General features: G+C 63.7%; 10 protein-coding genes. 1 reads left to right on the forward strand and 9 read right to left on the reverse strand.

Annotation, left to right across the window (positions count from 1 at the left end; genetic code table 11):
* Positions 1-51: 51 nt before the first annotated feature.
* On the forward strand, positions 52-3,681 hold the full coding sequence (locus tag MGMSRV2_RS07630) for a tetratricopeptide repeat protein (protein ID WP_024079787.1): 3,630 nt from the start codon (positions 52-54) through the stop codon (positions 3,679-3,681).
* A gap of 136 nt (positions 3,682-3,817) precedes the next feature.
* Here the strand turns inward: MGMSRV2_RS07630 and MGMSRV2_RS07635 are convergent, their stop codons facing one another.
* The 9 genes from MGMSRV2_RS07635 to MGMSRV2_RS07675 form a co-directional block, all read right to left on the reverse strand.
* Positions 3,818-5,422, reverse strand: coding sequence for an electron transfer flavoprotein-ubiquinone oxidoreductase (locus MGMSRV2_RS07635; RefSeq protein ID WP_024079788.1), 1,605 nt, complete (start codon positions 5,420-5,422; stop codon positions 3,818-3,820).
* 148 nt (positions 5,423-5,570) lie between these two features.
* A complete protein-coding gene (locus tag MGMSRV2_RS07640; RefSeq protein ID WP_024079789.1) occupies positions 5,571-7,325 on the reverse strand; it encodes an acyl-CoA dehydrogenase in 1,755 nt (584 codons plus the stop codon).
* A gap of 30 nt (positions 7,326-7,355) precedes the next feature.
* Complete coding sequence (locus tag MGMSRV2_RS07645; protein ID WP_024079790.1) at positions 7,356-8,267, reverse strand: 3-hydroxybutyryl-CoA dehydrogenase; 912 nt, start codon at positions 8,265-8,267, stop codon at positions 7,356-7,358.
* A 3-nt stretch (positions 8,268-8,270) separates the two neighbouring features.
* On the reverse strand, positions 8,271-9,197 hold the full coding sequence (locus MGMSRV2_RS07650; RefSeq protein WP_024079791.1) for an electron transfer flavoprotein subunit alpha/FixB family protein: 927 nt from the start codon (positions 9,195-9,197) through the stop codon (positions 8,271-8,273).
* 135 nt (positions 9,198-9,332) lie between these two features.
* Complete coding sequence (locus tag MGMSRV2_RS07655) at positions 9,333-10,079, reverse strand: electron transfer flavoprotein subunit beta/FixA family protein (protein ID WP_024079792.1); 747 nt, start codon at positions 10,077-10,079, stop codon at positions 9,333-9,335.
* 3 nt (positions 10,080-10,082) lie between these two features.
* A complete protein-coding gene (locus MGMSRV2_RS07660) occupies positions 10,083-11,705 on the reverse strand; it encodes an acyl-CoA synthetase (RefSeq protein ID WP_024079793.1) in 1,623 nt (540 codons plus the stop codon).
* Positions 11,706-11,958: 253 nt separating this feature from the next.
* Positions 11,959-12,690 carry a response regulator transcription factor gene (locus MGMSRV2_RS07665; RefSeq protein ID WP_024079794.1) on the reverse strand — a complete coding sequence of 244 codons (732 nt, stop codon included), beginning with the start codon at positions 12,688-12,690 and terminating at the stop codon, positions 11,959-11,961.
* Between the two features lie 10 nt (positions 12,691-12,700).
* Positions 12,701-15,547, reverse strand: coding sequence for a cache domain-containing protein (locus tag MGMSRV2_RS07670; protein ID WP_041633519.1), 2,847 nt, complete (start codon positions 15,545-15,547; stop codon positions 12,701-12,703).
* Between the two features lie 112 nt (positions 15,548-15,659).
* On the reverse strand, positions 15,660-15,875 hold the full coding sequence (locus MGMSRV2_RS07675) for a ribbon-helix-helix domain-containing protein (RefSeq protein WP_024079796.1): 216 nt from the start codon (positions 15,873-15,875) through the stop codon (positions 15,660-15,662).
* Positions 15,876-15,980: the final 105 nt, after the last annotated feature.

Consider the following 15,980-nt stretch of genomic DNA (forward strand, 5'->3'; position numbering starts at 1 on the left):
GCGCTTGACTGCCTGGGGGTGTGAGTAACGCACGATCGGGGGAAGAGCGTCATGGACCACATGGGCGAGCCGGCTATGGACAGTGCCGCCATGGAAGCCGAATTGTATGCCGCCCGTGCTGCCCGCGATGCCGTCGATTACGCCAATGCGCTGGCCGCCTATGACGCGGCGCTGACCATCGACCCGGCTCATGCCGGCGCCCTGGCCGGTAAAGGTGCCATGCTGCGCGCCCTTGGCCGCACGCGTGAGGCGCTGCCGGTGCTGATGAAGGTGCTGGACCACGACAGCCATCATCTGGAAGCCCGTCTTGAACTGGCCCTCACCCTGCAAGGGCTGGGCCGCCCGGACGAAGCGCGGGTGATCTTCACCGCCTTGGTGCGTGAACCGGCGCCGCCGGCCCAGGCCTGGCATGGTCTGGCCCTGCTGCTGTTGAGCGAAGGGCACGAAGCGGCGGCGGAATCGGCCCTGCGCCGGGCCATCGCCCAGGCGCCCGACCTGATCGACGCCCGCCAGCAATTGGCCGATCTTTTGGCCCGGCGCATGGATCTGGCCGCCGCGATCGATCTGTATCACAGCATCCTGGCCATGGATGCCGACAACGCCCTGGCCCTATCGGGGCTGGGACAGACCCTGATCGGCCTGGGCCGCATGGACGAAGCCCAGGATCAGTTGGAACGATCCCTGGCGATCATGCCGTCCAACCCCCATGCCCATCTGGGCCGGGCGCGGCTGAACCTGCTGGACGGCCATCTGCAAGGGGCGTGGGACGACCTGGAATGGCGCTGGCAGGCCGTGGGCCGCACCCGCCCGCAACCGCCCGGCCAAAGCTGGAACGGCGACGACGAACTGGTCGGCCAAACCATCTTGCTGTGGGCGGAACAGGGCATCGCCGAGATCATCCATCTGCTGCGCTATGTGCCGGAAATCGCGCACCGCGCCGGCAAGGTCGTGCTGGGCCTGCCGCAGCCCTTGACCGGACTGGTCAAGGGGCTCGAGGGTGTGTTCGCCGTCATCGCCTCGGGCGAGAAACTGCCCAGCGGCCTGCGCATCGATTACAACGCCTCGCTCAATGATTTGCCCCGCCTGTTCGGCACCTCGCTGTCGGGCATTCCCCGTGCCCCCTATCTGGCGCCGCCGCCCGGCCACCGGGTGCCGGTTTCCGCCCCGCCGGCGGCGTTGCTGAAGGTGGGTTTGGCCTGGGCCGGCCCCCGCGCCGCCTGGAGCATCCCCTTCACCCAGGTGATGGACCTGCTGGGCTTATCGGGCGCCGCCTTCTTCGGCCTGCAATTGGGCAATCGGGCCCAGGATGCCGCCCGTATGGCCCATCCCGCCCTGATCACTGATCTGTCGCCCAGCATTTCCGATTATGCCGATCTGGCCGGACGCATCGCCGAGATGGATCTGGTCATCACCGTCGACGGCGCTGTCGCCCATCTGGCCGGCGCCCTGGGCAAGCCGGTCTGGGTCATGCTGCCGACCGCCCCCGACTGGCGCTGGATGCGAGGCCGCGACGACAGTCCATGGTACGGCTCGGCCCGATTGTTCCGCCAGGCCCGCCCCGGCGACTGGATCGGCACCATCACCCAGGTGATGAACGCCCTTGACGAAAGACTGGCGCAGGAACGCGCCCAGCGTCAGGACAACACCCAAACCCAGACCGGCCCGCGCGCCGCCCAGCGGGCCATGCTGTCCACCCATCTGATGGATGGCGACCTGTATGTGGACGTGGGCTGCGGTTCCGCCGCCCCCCATGTGCTGGATATCGCCAGCCAGGACATGGACTCGCTGCGTGTCCTGGCCATCGACGCGCGCTCCGGCGAAGCGGCCATCTTGGACGACACCATCGGCATTTCCGGCCTGTCCGACATCGTCACCGTCCGACAGGCGGTGGTCGGCGCCGCCCGTCTGCCGGTAGCGGTGGCGGCGAAAAAGCGCGATGGACGCGCCGTCTATGCCCTCCCCGCCTGGGTGGAGGCGGCAGAGCACTCTCTGCCCCTGGCCGAAATCCTGGACGAGTTCCTGGACGACGGGGCCGATGACAAGACGTGCCGTCTGGTCCTGCGTCTGGGCGCCAAGGGTGACGAGGCCGCCATCATCGACGGCCTGGGCGATTATACCCCGGCGGCCATCGTCTTCAGCCATGCTCAGGGCAGCGAAGCGGCGGAACGGCTGAACCAGCGCGGTTATCGCCTGTTCCAATTCCCCGGTGACGTCGCCGCTGGCAACGTTATCCCCTTCACCGGCCATGATGGGACCGTCGTCCTGGCCCTGGCGCCGGGACAGGCGCCGGCCCCGCTTTACGGCGATGCCGGCGACCCCACCTCGCCGGCCAGCATGGGCAAGGTGGCGGTGATGGCCACCCATCTGGCCAATCGCGGCAATGCCGAACTGGCCAAGGGTTTGCTCAATCAGGCCGGCGCCTCCTTTGCCCGCGCCCTGGCCATGGACCCCAGCAATGTGGACGCCAACGCCAATCTGGGCGGCTTGCTGCGCCGCATCGGTCGCGCCACCGCCGCCGCCGCCTGTTGGCGCCGTGCCCTGGCCGCCGGGGCGCCGCCCTTGGTCCGGGCCAATCTGGCCAACGTCCTGCGCGAAAGCGGCCATCTGGCCTCGTCCGAAGCCGCCTTCCTTCAGGCCTTGACCGATCTACCCGACAATGCCGAAGTGCTTTATGCCTTCGGCCTGCTGGAACGCGAGCGCGGTCGCCCCCGGGAAGCCCTGGGCTTGTTCGAACGGGCCGAGCATTTGCGCCCCGGCACGGTACCCGGCCACGAAATGGCGGCGACCTTGCTGAAATCGGGCAATCTGGCTCGCGGCATGGCCGAGATGATCAACCGCCCGGCAATATCCCTGCCCGAGGTCAAAGCCCCGGAATGGGACGGCAGCCGCCTGGATGCCCGTACCATCCTGGTGCGCGACGAAAACGATAGCGTCGACACCATCATGCTGTCGCGCTACATCCCCTTGGTCGCCCTGCAAGGCGGTCTGGTCAGCGTTGAATGCGTCCCCGAACTGGCCCCCTTGCTGACCGGACTGGCCGGGGTCGAACAGGTCATTCCGCGCGGCCAAAGCCTGCCCAAGGTGGATTGCACCGTGCGCCTGCTGGACGTGCCGCGCCTGTTGGGCACCACGTCGCGGACCACGCCGCCGCGCAACGTGCCCTATCTGCATCTGCCCGACGGGGTGCTGCCGTTCCGTTTCCCCGACGATCAGCGCCTGCATGTGGGATTGTCATGGGTAGGCCAGCGCGAACGTGATCGCGGTATCCCGTTGCCGGTGCTGATGCGGCTGGCGGCCTTGCCGCAAATCGATCTGGTCAGCCTGCAACGGGGCGATCAGGCCACGGATTTGATCAGCACCGGCAACCGCCTGTTCGTCGAGGAAATGGGCAGCCATTGCCGCGATGTGGTGGACTTGGCCGCACTGGTCGCCGGGCTCGACCTCATCGTCACCACCGACACGGTGGAAGCCCATTTGGCCGGCGCCCTGGGCAAGCCGGTCTGGGTTCTGCTGCCCCTGGGCAACGACTGGCGCTGGGTTGATGACCGTGACGACAGCGTGTGGTACCCGACCATGCGGGTGTTCCGCCAATCCACCGACGGCACCTGGACCCGGGCCATGACCCGCATCGCCGAAGCCATGTCGGCCATGGCCGCCGGCAAGCGTGGGCGGCGGGGATAAAACGTGCCGTCATCGGTAGCGGTGTCTTTGGTGGATAGAACCAGCCGCAACACGGATGGACACGGATGAACACGGATAAAAACAAAAAATCCGTGTTCGTCCGTATCACGGCTGGATTTCTCCGCCCGCAACACCCTCACATATTCGGATAATTGGGGCCGCCGCCGCCTTCCGGCACGGTCCAAGTGATGTTCTGGGTCGGGTCCTTGATGTCGCAGGTCTTGCAGTGGACGCAGTTCTGGGCATTGATGCGCAAGGCTGGACCATCGACGATTTCATAGACGCCGGCGGGGCAATAACGCTGCTCGGGGGCGTCGTACAGGGCCAGATTGACGTCGATGGCGACGCGTTCGTCCTTAAGCTTCAGATGCGCCGGCTGGTTTTCCTCGTGATTGGTGTTGGAAATGAACACCGAGGACAGCTTGTCGAAGCTGATCACCCCATCAGGCTTGGGATAAGCGATCTTGGCGAAATCCTTGGCCTTGCCCAAGCCTTCGTGATCCGCATGAATCTTGAAGGTCCACGGCATCTTGCCGCGGAACAGATAGGTCTCCAGGGCCGAATAGGCGATGCCCAGCCACAGCCCCTTGTGGAAGCTGGGGCGGATGTTGCGCACCTGATGAAGCTCGCTCCACAGCCAGGTCTTCTTCAGCTCGCGCGGATAGGCATGGGCCTGATTGCCGGAATTCTCGCTCAACAGGGCGGCGACCGCTTCGGCGGCGACCATGGCCGATTTCATCGCCGTGTGGCTGCCCTTGATCTTGGGCACGTTGAGGAAGCCAGCCGTATCGCCGATCAGCAGACCGCCGGGGAAGGTCAGTTCGGGGATCGACTGCAAGCCGCCCTCGGAAATGGCCCGCGCCCCATAGGCGATGCGGCGCCCGCCTTCAAAGGTGGAGCGGATGGCCGGATGGGTCTTGAAGCGCTGGAACTCGTCGAACGGCGACAGGTGCGGGTTCTTGTAATCCAGGCCGATGACGAAGCCGACCACCACCTGATTGTCTTCCAGGTGATAGAGGAACGAGCCGCCATAGGTCTGGCTGTCCAACGGCCAGCCGACGGTGTGGACGATTCGGCCCAGGCTGTGCTTGGCCGGATCGATTTCCCACAATTCCTTGATGCCGATGCCGTAAGTCTGCGGGTCGCAGTCCTTGCGCAGGTCGAAACGCTCGAACAGCGTCTTGGTCAGCGAACCGCGGCAGCCCTCGGCAAAGATGGTCTGGCGCGCGTGCAGTTCCATGCCCGGGGTGTAATTGGCGGTGGGCTCGCCATCCTTGCCGATACCCATGTCGCCGGTGGCCACACCCTTGACCGAACCGTCGTCGTGATACAGCACCTCGGACGCAGCGAAGCCGGGATAGATCTCGACCCCAAGTTCCTCGGCCTGACCGGCCAGCCAGCGGCAGACATTGCCCAAGCTGATGATGTAATTGCCGTGATTGTTCATCTGCGGCGGTGTCGGCAGCCGGATCGCCTTGCTCTCGGTCAGAAACAGGAAGGCATCGTCCTGGGCCGGGCAATTGAGCGGCGCGTCGCGGTCGCGCCAGTCGGGCAGCAACTCGTCCAAGGCGCGGGTCTCGAACACCGCCCCCGACAGGATATGGGCGCCCACTTCCGAGCCCTTTTCCAGCACGCACACCGAAAGCTCCGGGTTCAGCTGCTTCAGGCGGATCGACGCCGACAGACCCGAAGGCCCGCCGCCAACGATCACCACGTCGAATTCCATCGCTTCGCGTTCCATCGCGTTCATCCCCATCAGAAAAGGGGGCCGGGCAATCGCTTGCCCGGCCCGTCAAGTTGCGGCTCGGCAGAGGGAGACAACCAGCCCCTGGGGCGTGTGCATGACCAAGGGACCAGTACCGCCGGGAGCCGACCGGCGGTAAAACGGGTTACAGCAGCGCTTCGTCCAGGGCCATGATCGCCTTGGACCCGGCCTGGATCGACTGGCCCAGGCCATCGACCTTGGACAGCACGTGATCGGCATAAAAATCGGCGGTGATCAGCTTGGCGGCCAGGAAACCGTCGGTGGCGCCTTGAGCGGCCAGTGCCGCCTTGGCCATCATCTGAGCACCGACCACGATACCCATCAGTTCCAGGAACGGCACGGCGGCGCCGGCGGGCAGACGCGGGTCTTCCTTGGCGGCGCCGACCAGCCAGTCGGTGCAGGCGATGGCGGTATTGATGGCCGCCTTCAGCTTGGCGCCGATGGCCAGACCGGCAGCGGCATCGGCGGTGGCGGCGACGTCGGCCAGCAGCACGCGGATGCCCTGACCGCCGTCGCGCAGGGTCTTGCGCAGCACCAGATCGTTGGCCTGGATGGCGGTGGTGCCTTCGTAGATGGTGGTGATGCGGGCATCGCGGAAATGCTGGGCGGCACCGGTTTCCTCCACATAGCCCATGCCGCCGTGGACCTGCACCCCCAACGAGGCGATGACGTTGCCCAATTCGGTCGACCAGCCCTTGACCAGGGGGGTGTACAGATCGGCCAGCAACTGGGCGCGGGCGCGTTCCGCCGCATCGTCATGGTTATGGGCGATATCGACATGGGCCGCGGCGGAATAGATCAGGCCGCGCATGGCCTCGATCTGGCACTTCATGGTCATCAGCATGCGGCGGACGTCGGGGTGATTGACGATGCCGGTGGGGCCGCTGCCGGTCCAGCCGGTGGGCTTGCCCTGCACCCGTTCCCGCGCATAGTAAAGCGCCTGCTGATAGGCGCGCTCGGCGATGGCCAGACCTTGCAGGCCGACGGCCTGACGGGCATGGTTCATCATGGTGAACATGTATTCCAGGCCGCGATTGGCCTCGCCCACCAAGGTGCCGATGGCGCCGTCTTTTTCACCGAAGGCCATGACGGCGGTGGGGCTGCCATGGATGCCCAATTTGTGTTCGAGCGAGGCGCAGACGGCATCGTTGCGCGCGCCCAGCGACCCATCGGCATTGACCAGGAACTTAGGGACGATGAACAGCGAGATGCCCTTGACCCCGGCAGGGGCGTCGGGCAGACGGGCCAGCACCAGATGGATGATGTTTTCCACCATCTCGTGGTCGCCATAGGTGATGAAAATCTTCGAGCCCGAGATCCGGTAATGATCACCCTCGGGCACCGCCTTGGTGCGGATGGCGGCCAGATCGGAGCCGGCGCCCGGCTCGGTCAGGTTCATGGTGCCGGTCCATTCACCGGTCACCATCTTGGGCAGATACAGCGCCTTCTGTTCGGCGGTGCCATAGGATTCGACGGCGTTGACCGCGCCCTGGGTCAGCATCGGGCACAGGGTAAAGGCCATGTTGGCCGCCTGCCACATTTCATGCACGGCGGTGTTCAAGACATTGGGCAGGCCCATGCCGCCATGCTCGGGCGAGAACGGCAGGCCGTTCCAGCCGCCGTCCACCAGCACGTTCCAGGCTTCCTGCCAGCCCGGCGACACCTGGACCTTGCCGTCCACCATACGGGCGCCATCGGTGTCGCCGATGCGGTTCAACGGCGCCAGGGTATCGGCGGCGATCTTGGCCGCTTCCTCCAGGATGGATTCGACCAGATCGGGACTGGCTTCGGCGAAGACCGGCAGTGCCGTCACCTTGCCCAGACCGGCAACGTTTTCCAGAACGAACTTGATATCGGCCAGCGGCGCGGCATAGGTCATGTGTAACGTCTCCGTAAAAGCAGAAGTGCCCTAGCGGGTCGGCACCGGGGTTTCGCCGGTGTAATCATAGAAACCGCGACCGGTCTTGCGCCCCAACCAACCGGCTTCCACATATTTCACCAACAACGGGCACGGGCGGTACTTGCTGTCGGCCAGGCCTTCATGCAGCACATGCATCACCGCCAGGCAGGTGTCGAGGCCGATGAAATCGGCCAGTTCCAACGGCCCCATGGGATGGTTGGCACCCAGCTTCAGCGCAGTATCGATGCTTTCGACGCTGCCGACGCCTTCATACAGGGTGTAGACCGCCTCGTTGATCATGGGCAGCAGGATGCGGTTGACGATGAAGGCGGGGAAGTCTTCGGCGGACACCGAAATCTTGCCCAGCCGCGCCACCAATTCCTTGATGATGGCGAAGGTGTCCTCGGCGGTGGCGATGCCGCGGATCAGCTCGACCAGTTGCATCACCGGCACCGGGTTCATGAAGTGCATGCCGACGAAACGGGTCGGACGGTCGGTGGACGCCGCCAGCCGGGTGATGGACAGCGACGAGGTGTTGGACGCGATGATGGCGTCGGCCTTCAGCACCGGGCACAGCTGGGCGAAGATGGCGCGCTTGATCGTCTCGTTTTCGCTGGCTGCCTCGATCACCAGATCGCACCCCGACAACAGGGCGTAATCGGTGCCGGTGTTGATGCGGGCCAGGGTGTCGGCCTTGTCGGTGGCGTTGATCTTGCCCTTGGCTTCCAACCGGCCCAGGTTCTTGGTGATAGCCCCCACCCCCTGGTTCAGGCGTTCGTCGGAAACATCCAGCAACGCGACCTGATAGCCGCGTTGGGCGAACACCTGGGCGATGCCGTTGCCCATTTGGCCGGCGCCGATCACGCCGATCTGGCGGATATGGGCGGAAATGGGGGCATCAAGGGTGGGGAGCGTGGTCATGAGCTATAGTTTCTCCGCGAGTTCAGGCACCGCTTTGAACAGGTCGGCGACCAATCCATAATCGGCGACCTGGAAGATGGGGGCCTCTTCGTCCTTGTTGATGGCGACGATGACCTTGGAATCCTTCATGCCGGCCAGATGCTGGATGGCACCCGAGATGCCGACGGCGATGTAAAGGTCCGGCGCCACGATCTTGCCGGTCTGACCGACCTGCAAATCGTTGGGGACGAAACCGGCGTCGACGGCGGCGCGGCTGGCGCCGACGGCGGCGCCCAGCTTATCGGCGACCGCTTCCAGCAGCGGGAAATTTTCGCCCGATTGCATGCCGCGACCACCACTGATGATCACCCGCGCGCTGGTCAGCTCCGGGCGTTCCGACTTGGACAATTCCTGGCTGACGAAGCTGGATAGGCCGGGATCGGTCGCCGGGCTGACCGCCTCGATGGCCGCCGTGCCGCTGGTGCCGGCGGCTTCGAAGCCGGTGGCGCGCACGGTGATGACCTTGACCGCATCCTTGCTTTGCACGGTGGCCAGGGCGTTGCCGGCATAGATGGGACGAACGAAGGTGTCGGCACCAACCACCGCAGTGATTTCCGAAATCTGGGCCACATCCAACAGGGCGGCGACGCGCGGGCAGACATTCTTGCCCGAGGTGGTGGCCGGGGCCAGGATATGGCTGTAGCTTCCAGCGATACCGACGATCAGCGCCGCCAGCGGCTCGGCCAGATGATGGCCGTACTGGGCCGCATCGGCGCTCAGCACCTTGGCCACGCCGCTGATCTTGGCGGCTTCGGCGGCAACAGCGGCGATATTGTCGCCCGCCACCAGCACATGGATGTCGCCACCGATCTTTTGGGCGGCGGTGACGGTGTTCAAGGTGGCGGCCTTCAGCGCACCGCCTTCATGTTCGGCGAGAACCAGAATGGTCATCGTCCTGTTTCCTTCCTGTCTTCATCTGATGAGAAATAAAATTCAAGTGACACGGATGGACGCGGATAAACACGGATGAAAAAGAAAAACCTATCTGTGTTCATCCGTGTCCATCCGTGTCACTCACTTCTTTCCTCAGATGACTTTGGCTTCGTTCTTCAGCTTGTCGACCAAGGTGGCGACGTCGGGCACCTTGATGCCGGCGGCACGCTTGGGCGGCTCTTCCACCTTCAAGGTCACCAGTCGCGGCGCCACGTCGACGCCCAGATCGCCCGGATTGGTGACGTCGATGGGCTTCTTCTTCGCCTTCATGATGTTGGGAAGCGACGCATAGCGCGGCTCGTTCAGGCGCAGATCGCTGGTCACCACCGCCGGCAGGGCCAGCGACACGGTTTCCAGGCCGCCATCCACTTCGCGCGTCACCGTCAGTTTGTCGCCGATCTCGATCTTGCTGGCGAAGGTGCCTTGCGACCAGCCCAGCAGCGCCGCCAGCATCTGGCCGGTCTGGTTGCTGTCGTCGTCGATGGCCTGCTTGCCCAGGATCACCAGACCCGGAGCCTCCTTGTCGACCACCGCCTTCAACAGCTTGGCCACCGCCAGGGGCTGAATCTCGTCGTCGGTCTGCACCAGGATGCCGCGATCGGCCCCCATGGCCAGGGCGGTGCGCAGGGTTTCCTGCGCTGTCGCCGGGCCGATGCTGACCACCACGATCTCGGTCGCCTTGCCGGCTTCCTTCAGGCGAACCGCCTCTTCAACCGCGATTTCGTCGAACGGATTCATGCTGAACTTCACGTTCGCCGTCTCGACGCCCGAATTGTCAGCCTTGACCCGAATTTTCACGTTGTAATCAATGACGCGCTTGGCGGCCACCAGGACTTTCATGACTTACAGCTCCTTCGCCTGCTGACGCAGCATGAACTTTTGAATCTTGCCGGTGCTGGTCTTGGGCAGCGGGCCGAAAACAATGGTGCGCGGGGTCTTGAACCCGGCCATGTGCGCCTTGCAAAAGGCGATGATGTCGTCCTCGGTGCAGGTGGCGCCATCCTTCAGGCTGACGAAGGCGCACGGCGTCTCGCCCCACTTTTCGTCGGGCCGGGCGACCACGGCGGCTTCCATCACCTCGGGATGCTTGTAAAGCACGTCTTCCACCTCGATGGACGAGATGTTCTCGCCGCCCGAGATGATGATGTCCTTGGAGCGGTCCTTGATCTCCACATAACCGTCGGCGTGCCACACGGCCAGATCGCCGGTGTGGAACCAGCCGCCCTCGAAGCTTTCCACCGTCGCCTTGGGGTTCTTCAGATAGCCCTTCATGACGTTGTTACCGCGCATGAAGATTTCACCCATGGTCATGCCGTCCTTGGGGCAGGGTTCCAAGGTCATGGGGTCGGCGACCATCACCGCTTCCAGCATGGGGCCGCGCACGCCCTGGCGGGCCTTGATCTTGGCCTTGTCGTCGATGGACAGATCGTTCCACTTGTCGTGCCAGACGCATTGGATGACCGGACCATAAACCTCGGTCAGGCCATAGACGTGGGTGACTTCCCAGCCCATGCGCTCCATGCCGGCGATGACGGCGGCCGGCGGGGCGGCGCCGGCGGTCATCACCTTGACCGGCTGGCTGATGCCCTCCTTCAAGGCGGCGGGGGCGTTGTTGATCATGTTCAGCACGATGGGGGCGCCGCAGAAATAGCCGACATTCTCGCTGCGGATCAGGTCGAGAATCGGCTCGACCCGGACATGGCGCAGGCAGACGCTGGTGCCGGCGGCGGCGGCCATGGTCCAGGGGAAGCACCAGCCGTTGCAATGGAACATGGGCAAGGTCCACAGATAGACCGGGCCGTCGGGCAGGTTCCAGCCCAGGGCGTTGGACACCGCGTTCAGATAAGCGCCGCGATGGTGATAGACCACGCCCTTGGGGTTGCCGGTGGTGCCCGAGGTGTAGTTAAGGGCGATGGCGTTCCATTCGTCGCCGGGCATGGTCCACGGGTGCAACTCGTCGGCCAGCAAATCCTCATAGGTGCCTTCGCCGATCAGCTCGCCGCCCACATAGGTGGGATCGTCGATGTCGAACACCGGAATCTTGACCTTGAGGCCTTCCAGCGCCTTTTTCGTCACCTTGGAGAACTCGCGATCGACGATCAGCATCTTGGCTTCGCCGTGTTCGAGGATGAAGGTGATGGCCTCGGCGTCCAGACGGGTGTTGATGGCGTTGAGCACCGCCCCGGCCAGCGGAATGGCGAAATGGCCCTCGAACAGTTCCGGCGTGTTGGCGGCCAGCATGGCCACGGTGTCGCCCTTGCCGATGCCGCGCGCGGCCAGACCGGCGGCCAGACGGCGCACGCGGACCAAGGTTTCGCCCCAGGTGCGACGCACCGGGCCATGAATCACGGCGACACGATCCGGCCAGACGGAGGCGGTGCGCTCAAGGAAGGTCAGGGGCGTCAGCGCGACGAAATTCGCGGCGTTCTTGTCCAAATCCCGATCATACGCGTTGGTGACGGCCATGGTCTGTTTCTCCCTAGGGCTTTATCGCGAGCCGGCTGCTGGTTCCAGCGTTGGATGGGGTCTAACAGCCCAGCTTTTCCCAAGTTTCTCAGGATTATGACGAATTGTATCCGCGCAAAAAACCTGAGCAGGAAGACCGCTCATCTCAACGCTGGCAGCGATGGACGGCAAGACTAGCACAGAGATTTTGTCAAACACCGGCAAAACGGTGACGGAAGCGCCTGGGAACCACCCCGGGCAGCGGGCGGATCGGCTATGCGTCGCCCGACAGCCACAGCACTTCGGCGGTGAACAGATAGCCGGCGCCGTAGACGGTCTTGATCAGGCGCGGCGACTTGGCGTCACGCTCGATCTTCTTGCGGATGCGCGAAACCCGCACATCGATGGAACGGTCATAGGGAAAGTCGTCGCGCTCGCAATCGGCGCCTTGCAATTGCTCGCGCGACAGCACCCGCTTGGGCGATTTCAACAGCGCCAGCAACAGGCCGGCCTCGGCGGCGGTCAGGCTTTCCTGATGGCCGTCATCGGCGACCAGGGTCAGATTGCCGGGATCGAACACCCATTCGCCGAAGCGCGCCCGCTGGGTGTCGGCGGCCATGGCCGCTCCGGCCAGTTGCTCGCGCCGGCGGATCACCGAATTGATGCGGGCGACCAGTTCGCGCGGCTCGAACGGCTTGACGATATAATCGTCGGCGCCCAGTTCCAGGCCCAGGACGCGGTCGGAAACACCGCCGCGCCCGGTCAGGATGATGACGCCGAAACGCACGTCGCCCCAAAGCTCGCGCACCAGGGTCAGGCCATCCATGTCGGGCAGGCCGAGATCGACCAGACACAACTCGGGGGCTTGACGGCGGATGGCGGCACGGGCGTCGCGGCCCGAGCCGAAGGCCTGGACCTCATAGCCATAGCCTTCCAGCACGGTACGCACCAGATTGCGGATATCGGCATCATCCTCGATCAGATACAGAAGCTTCCTGGCGCCCAACCCGCGTCCCTCAGTTTCTTATGGCGGATCCCGACCGGCCGATGGCCTCGATCAGATCCTGTTTTTCCCATGGTTTGGCCAAGACTACCAGATCGGATCGGTCCTCGCTGCCATCAAAGGAGAAGCCGCTGATCAGAACCACCGAAATTTCCGGCCTGGTTTCCTTCACCCGCCGCGCCAGATCAACCCCTGATAGTCCAGGCATGACGATATCGGATATCACCAGATGCAGGTCTTCGATCTGCTCGACCAGGGCCGCGGCCTCGTCGCCGCTTTCCGCCTCGACCACGGAAAAGCCCAGTTCGACCAATTGCCGGCGGATGATCTGGCGCACGTCCTCGTTGTCCTCGGCCACCAGAGCCAGACGACCGGGCCAGCGCTGATCGGAAGTGGCCGAAATCAGGGCTTCCGGCTGCGCCACCGGCTCGGCCCTGGGCAGCAAGATGGTGACCCGTGCCCCTTCGCCCGCGTCGGAATCGATACGGATATAGCCGTGCGACTGCTTGACGAAACCATAGACCATGGACAGGCCCAGACCCGAGCCCTGTTCCTTGGTGGTGTAGAAGGGCTCGAAGGCGCGGGCCAGACTTTCGGGACCAAAGCCTTGGCCGTGATCGGCGACGATGATTTCCAGATAATCGTCGGCGGGGGCCATTTCGTCGAACATGGCCGGTTCGGTCAGGGTCCGGATGCGAGCGTTGATGTCCAGGCGACCGCCGCCGGGCATGGCGTCGCGGGCGTTGAGCACCAGATTGACCAGGGCGTTTTCCAACTGGTTCTGGTCGGCGATGGCCCAGCACGGCACGTCTTCGGGCGGCAGGATCATGTCGATGGAACTGGGGAGCGAGCGCCTGAGCAGCACCGCCATTTCACGAATCAGCGCCCCCACGTCCACCGGCTGCGGCTTCAACGGCTGTCGGCGCGAGAAGGCCAGCAGGCGGCTGGTGATGTCGGCGCCGCGCCGCCCGGCCCGCTGCGCCGGTTCCAGAAACTCGTCCAGCCCCTCGACGCCGCCATAACGTTCGCGCGCGGCGGCCAGATTGCCGATGATGATGGACAGCAGATTGTTGAAATCATGGGCCAGCCCGCCCGACAACTGCCCCACCGCGTTCAGGCGTTGGGCTTCCATCAGCCTTCGTTCGGTGTCTTTTTCGTCGGTGACGTCGAGCGACAGCACGAACATGCCCAGCACCGCCCCTTCCGGCCCCAGTTCCGGGATCAGGCTGTTCTTGGTGATCAGGCTGCGGCCATCCTGACCCGAGGGAAAGGCGTATTCGAACGACGCGGCTTCACCGGCGAAGGTACGGGCCAGATAAGGCGCGATGCTGTCATGGGCGTGGCGACCCACCACCTCGGCCAGATAGCGCCCGACCACCTGATCCTTGTCGCGCCGCACCAGATCGGCCCAACGGCGATTGGCGAAGCGGATGCGCTGGTCGCGGTCCAGATAGGCGATGGCCGCCGGAATGGCGTCGAGGATCAGGCGCTGACGCGCCTCGGTGTCGGCCAGGGCCATTTGCGCCCGGTCCTGCAATTCCACCGCCTGCAACAGGCGGCGATTGCTGTCCTCAAGCTCCATGGTGCGGTGGCGGACCCGGCTGTCCAAGGTGGCGATGTTGTCGCGCACCCGCTGGATCATGCCGTCGAAACCGGCGGCCAGGATGCCGATTTCGTCATCGCGGACGATACCGGTGCGGGCGCTGAGATCGCCGGCGCTGACCTGCGCCGCCGTCTCGGCCAACCGGCGCAAGGGTTCCACCAGACGCCGCGCCGCCAGCCAGGCCAGGGCGATGCCGATGACCAGGATGGCCAAAGCCACCATCATGATGCGGTTGGACAGTTCCACCGCCGATTTGCGCAAGTCTTCCACATAGACCGACGAGGCGATGTACCAATCGAAGCCGGGGAAGTGCCGCACCCACGAAATCTTCTGATAGACGTAATTGTCGGGGTCTTCCGGCTTGTCCCACAGATAATAGACCGGCTGGCCGCTATCGGCGGCGGCCTTCAGCTCGTCGGCGATGGAATGGCCCGACAGCGGGTTGTTTTTACGGGAAAACTCCGTCCCCTCGATATTGGAATTGGGATGGATGATCATGTTGTTGCGGGCGTCGAAGATATAGACGTAGCCGGTGGCGTTGATGCGGATGGCGCGCAGCACCTGGCGCAGATCCTCCACCGCTTCGTTCATGCGCTTGGCCACCTCGGCATCGATATCGGCCAGATAGGCCCCCGTCCCCACCACCAGCCGGTGACGGGGCAAATCCTTGAAATAGGAAATCTTCTGATCGGTCAGGGCCGGGCTGTTGCCCTTGGGCCGCGCCCACGGATAGGTGTGGAAGCCCTCGCCCCAGGCGCGCGCGGTGGAAATGATCACCGGAATGATGGTGTTGCCCGACTGGTCGCGGAAATCGGCGGCGTTGCGGCCCTGAAAATAGGGGTCGGGATGGGACAGCAGGTTGGAATAGTAGTCGGTGACCCAGATGTAGTCGTCGTTGCCGTACTTCATCGCCCGCAGGCCTTCGAACACCTGGCGCCGTGCCTCGGCATCGGATATCTCACCGCGATCGCGCTGGGCGAACACCCAGTCTATGTAGGCGGCGGCCAATTGCACCACGTTGCGCAATTGCTGCTTGTACGATTTTTCCGTCTCGGCCCGCTGCTCTTCCAGGCCGCCCTTGATCTTCGCCGCCATCTTGAAGACGTTTTCCAAGATGGCGCCGCTGGCGTTCAGCTCGATCTCATAGGCCTTCTGCTCGACCAACGGCACCACCAGCAGATAGACGGCAGCCGAAAACAGGCCGACGACGATCAGCATGGTGGAAAACAGGCGGTGAAATAGACGAGACCGGATCATACCGCCTTATTATCCACAGCCTTCGTTTTTTCACAAGCATTGCCCGCAACAGCGCAAATGTAACCAAATGTGAAAAATGATATTTATTCGTTTCAATAAAAACAAGATCACATCAATCAGCAGCAAGTCTTTTCTTCAAATCATTCAACACAAATAAACGAATGGCTGATGACAAATTGCCATCACGGTCGGTATCGATAACGCTGACAAGCTGATTGATGGACACCCCATCGCGTTCGGATATTTTCTTCAATTCATCCCAGAATGCCGGCTCCATCGTTATGGAACTGGCATGACCGGCAATGATGATCGAGTGTTTTTTCAGCATGGCGTGACACTTTTAAGAACAGGGACAGATATATCAGGATGATTTCATAATTCTGTAAATGGAAACATCAAGGATCGTCGGTATAGCATACTTGCCGCAGGGTTG

The sequence above is a fragment of the Magnetospirillum gryphiswaldense MSR-1 v2 genome (genome assembly GCF_000513295.1).
In the GTDB taxonomy this organism is placed as follows: domain Bacteria; phylum Pseudomonadota; class Alphaproteobacteria; order Rhodospirillales; family Magnetospirillaceae; genus Magnetospirillum; species Magnetospirillum gryphiswaldense.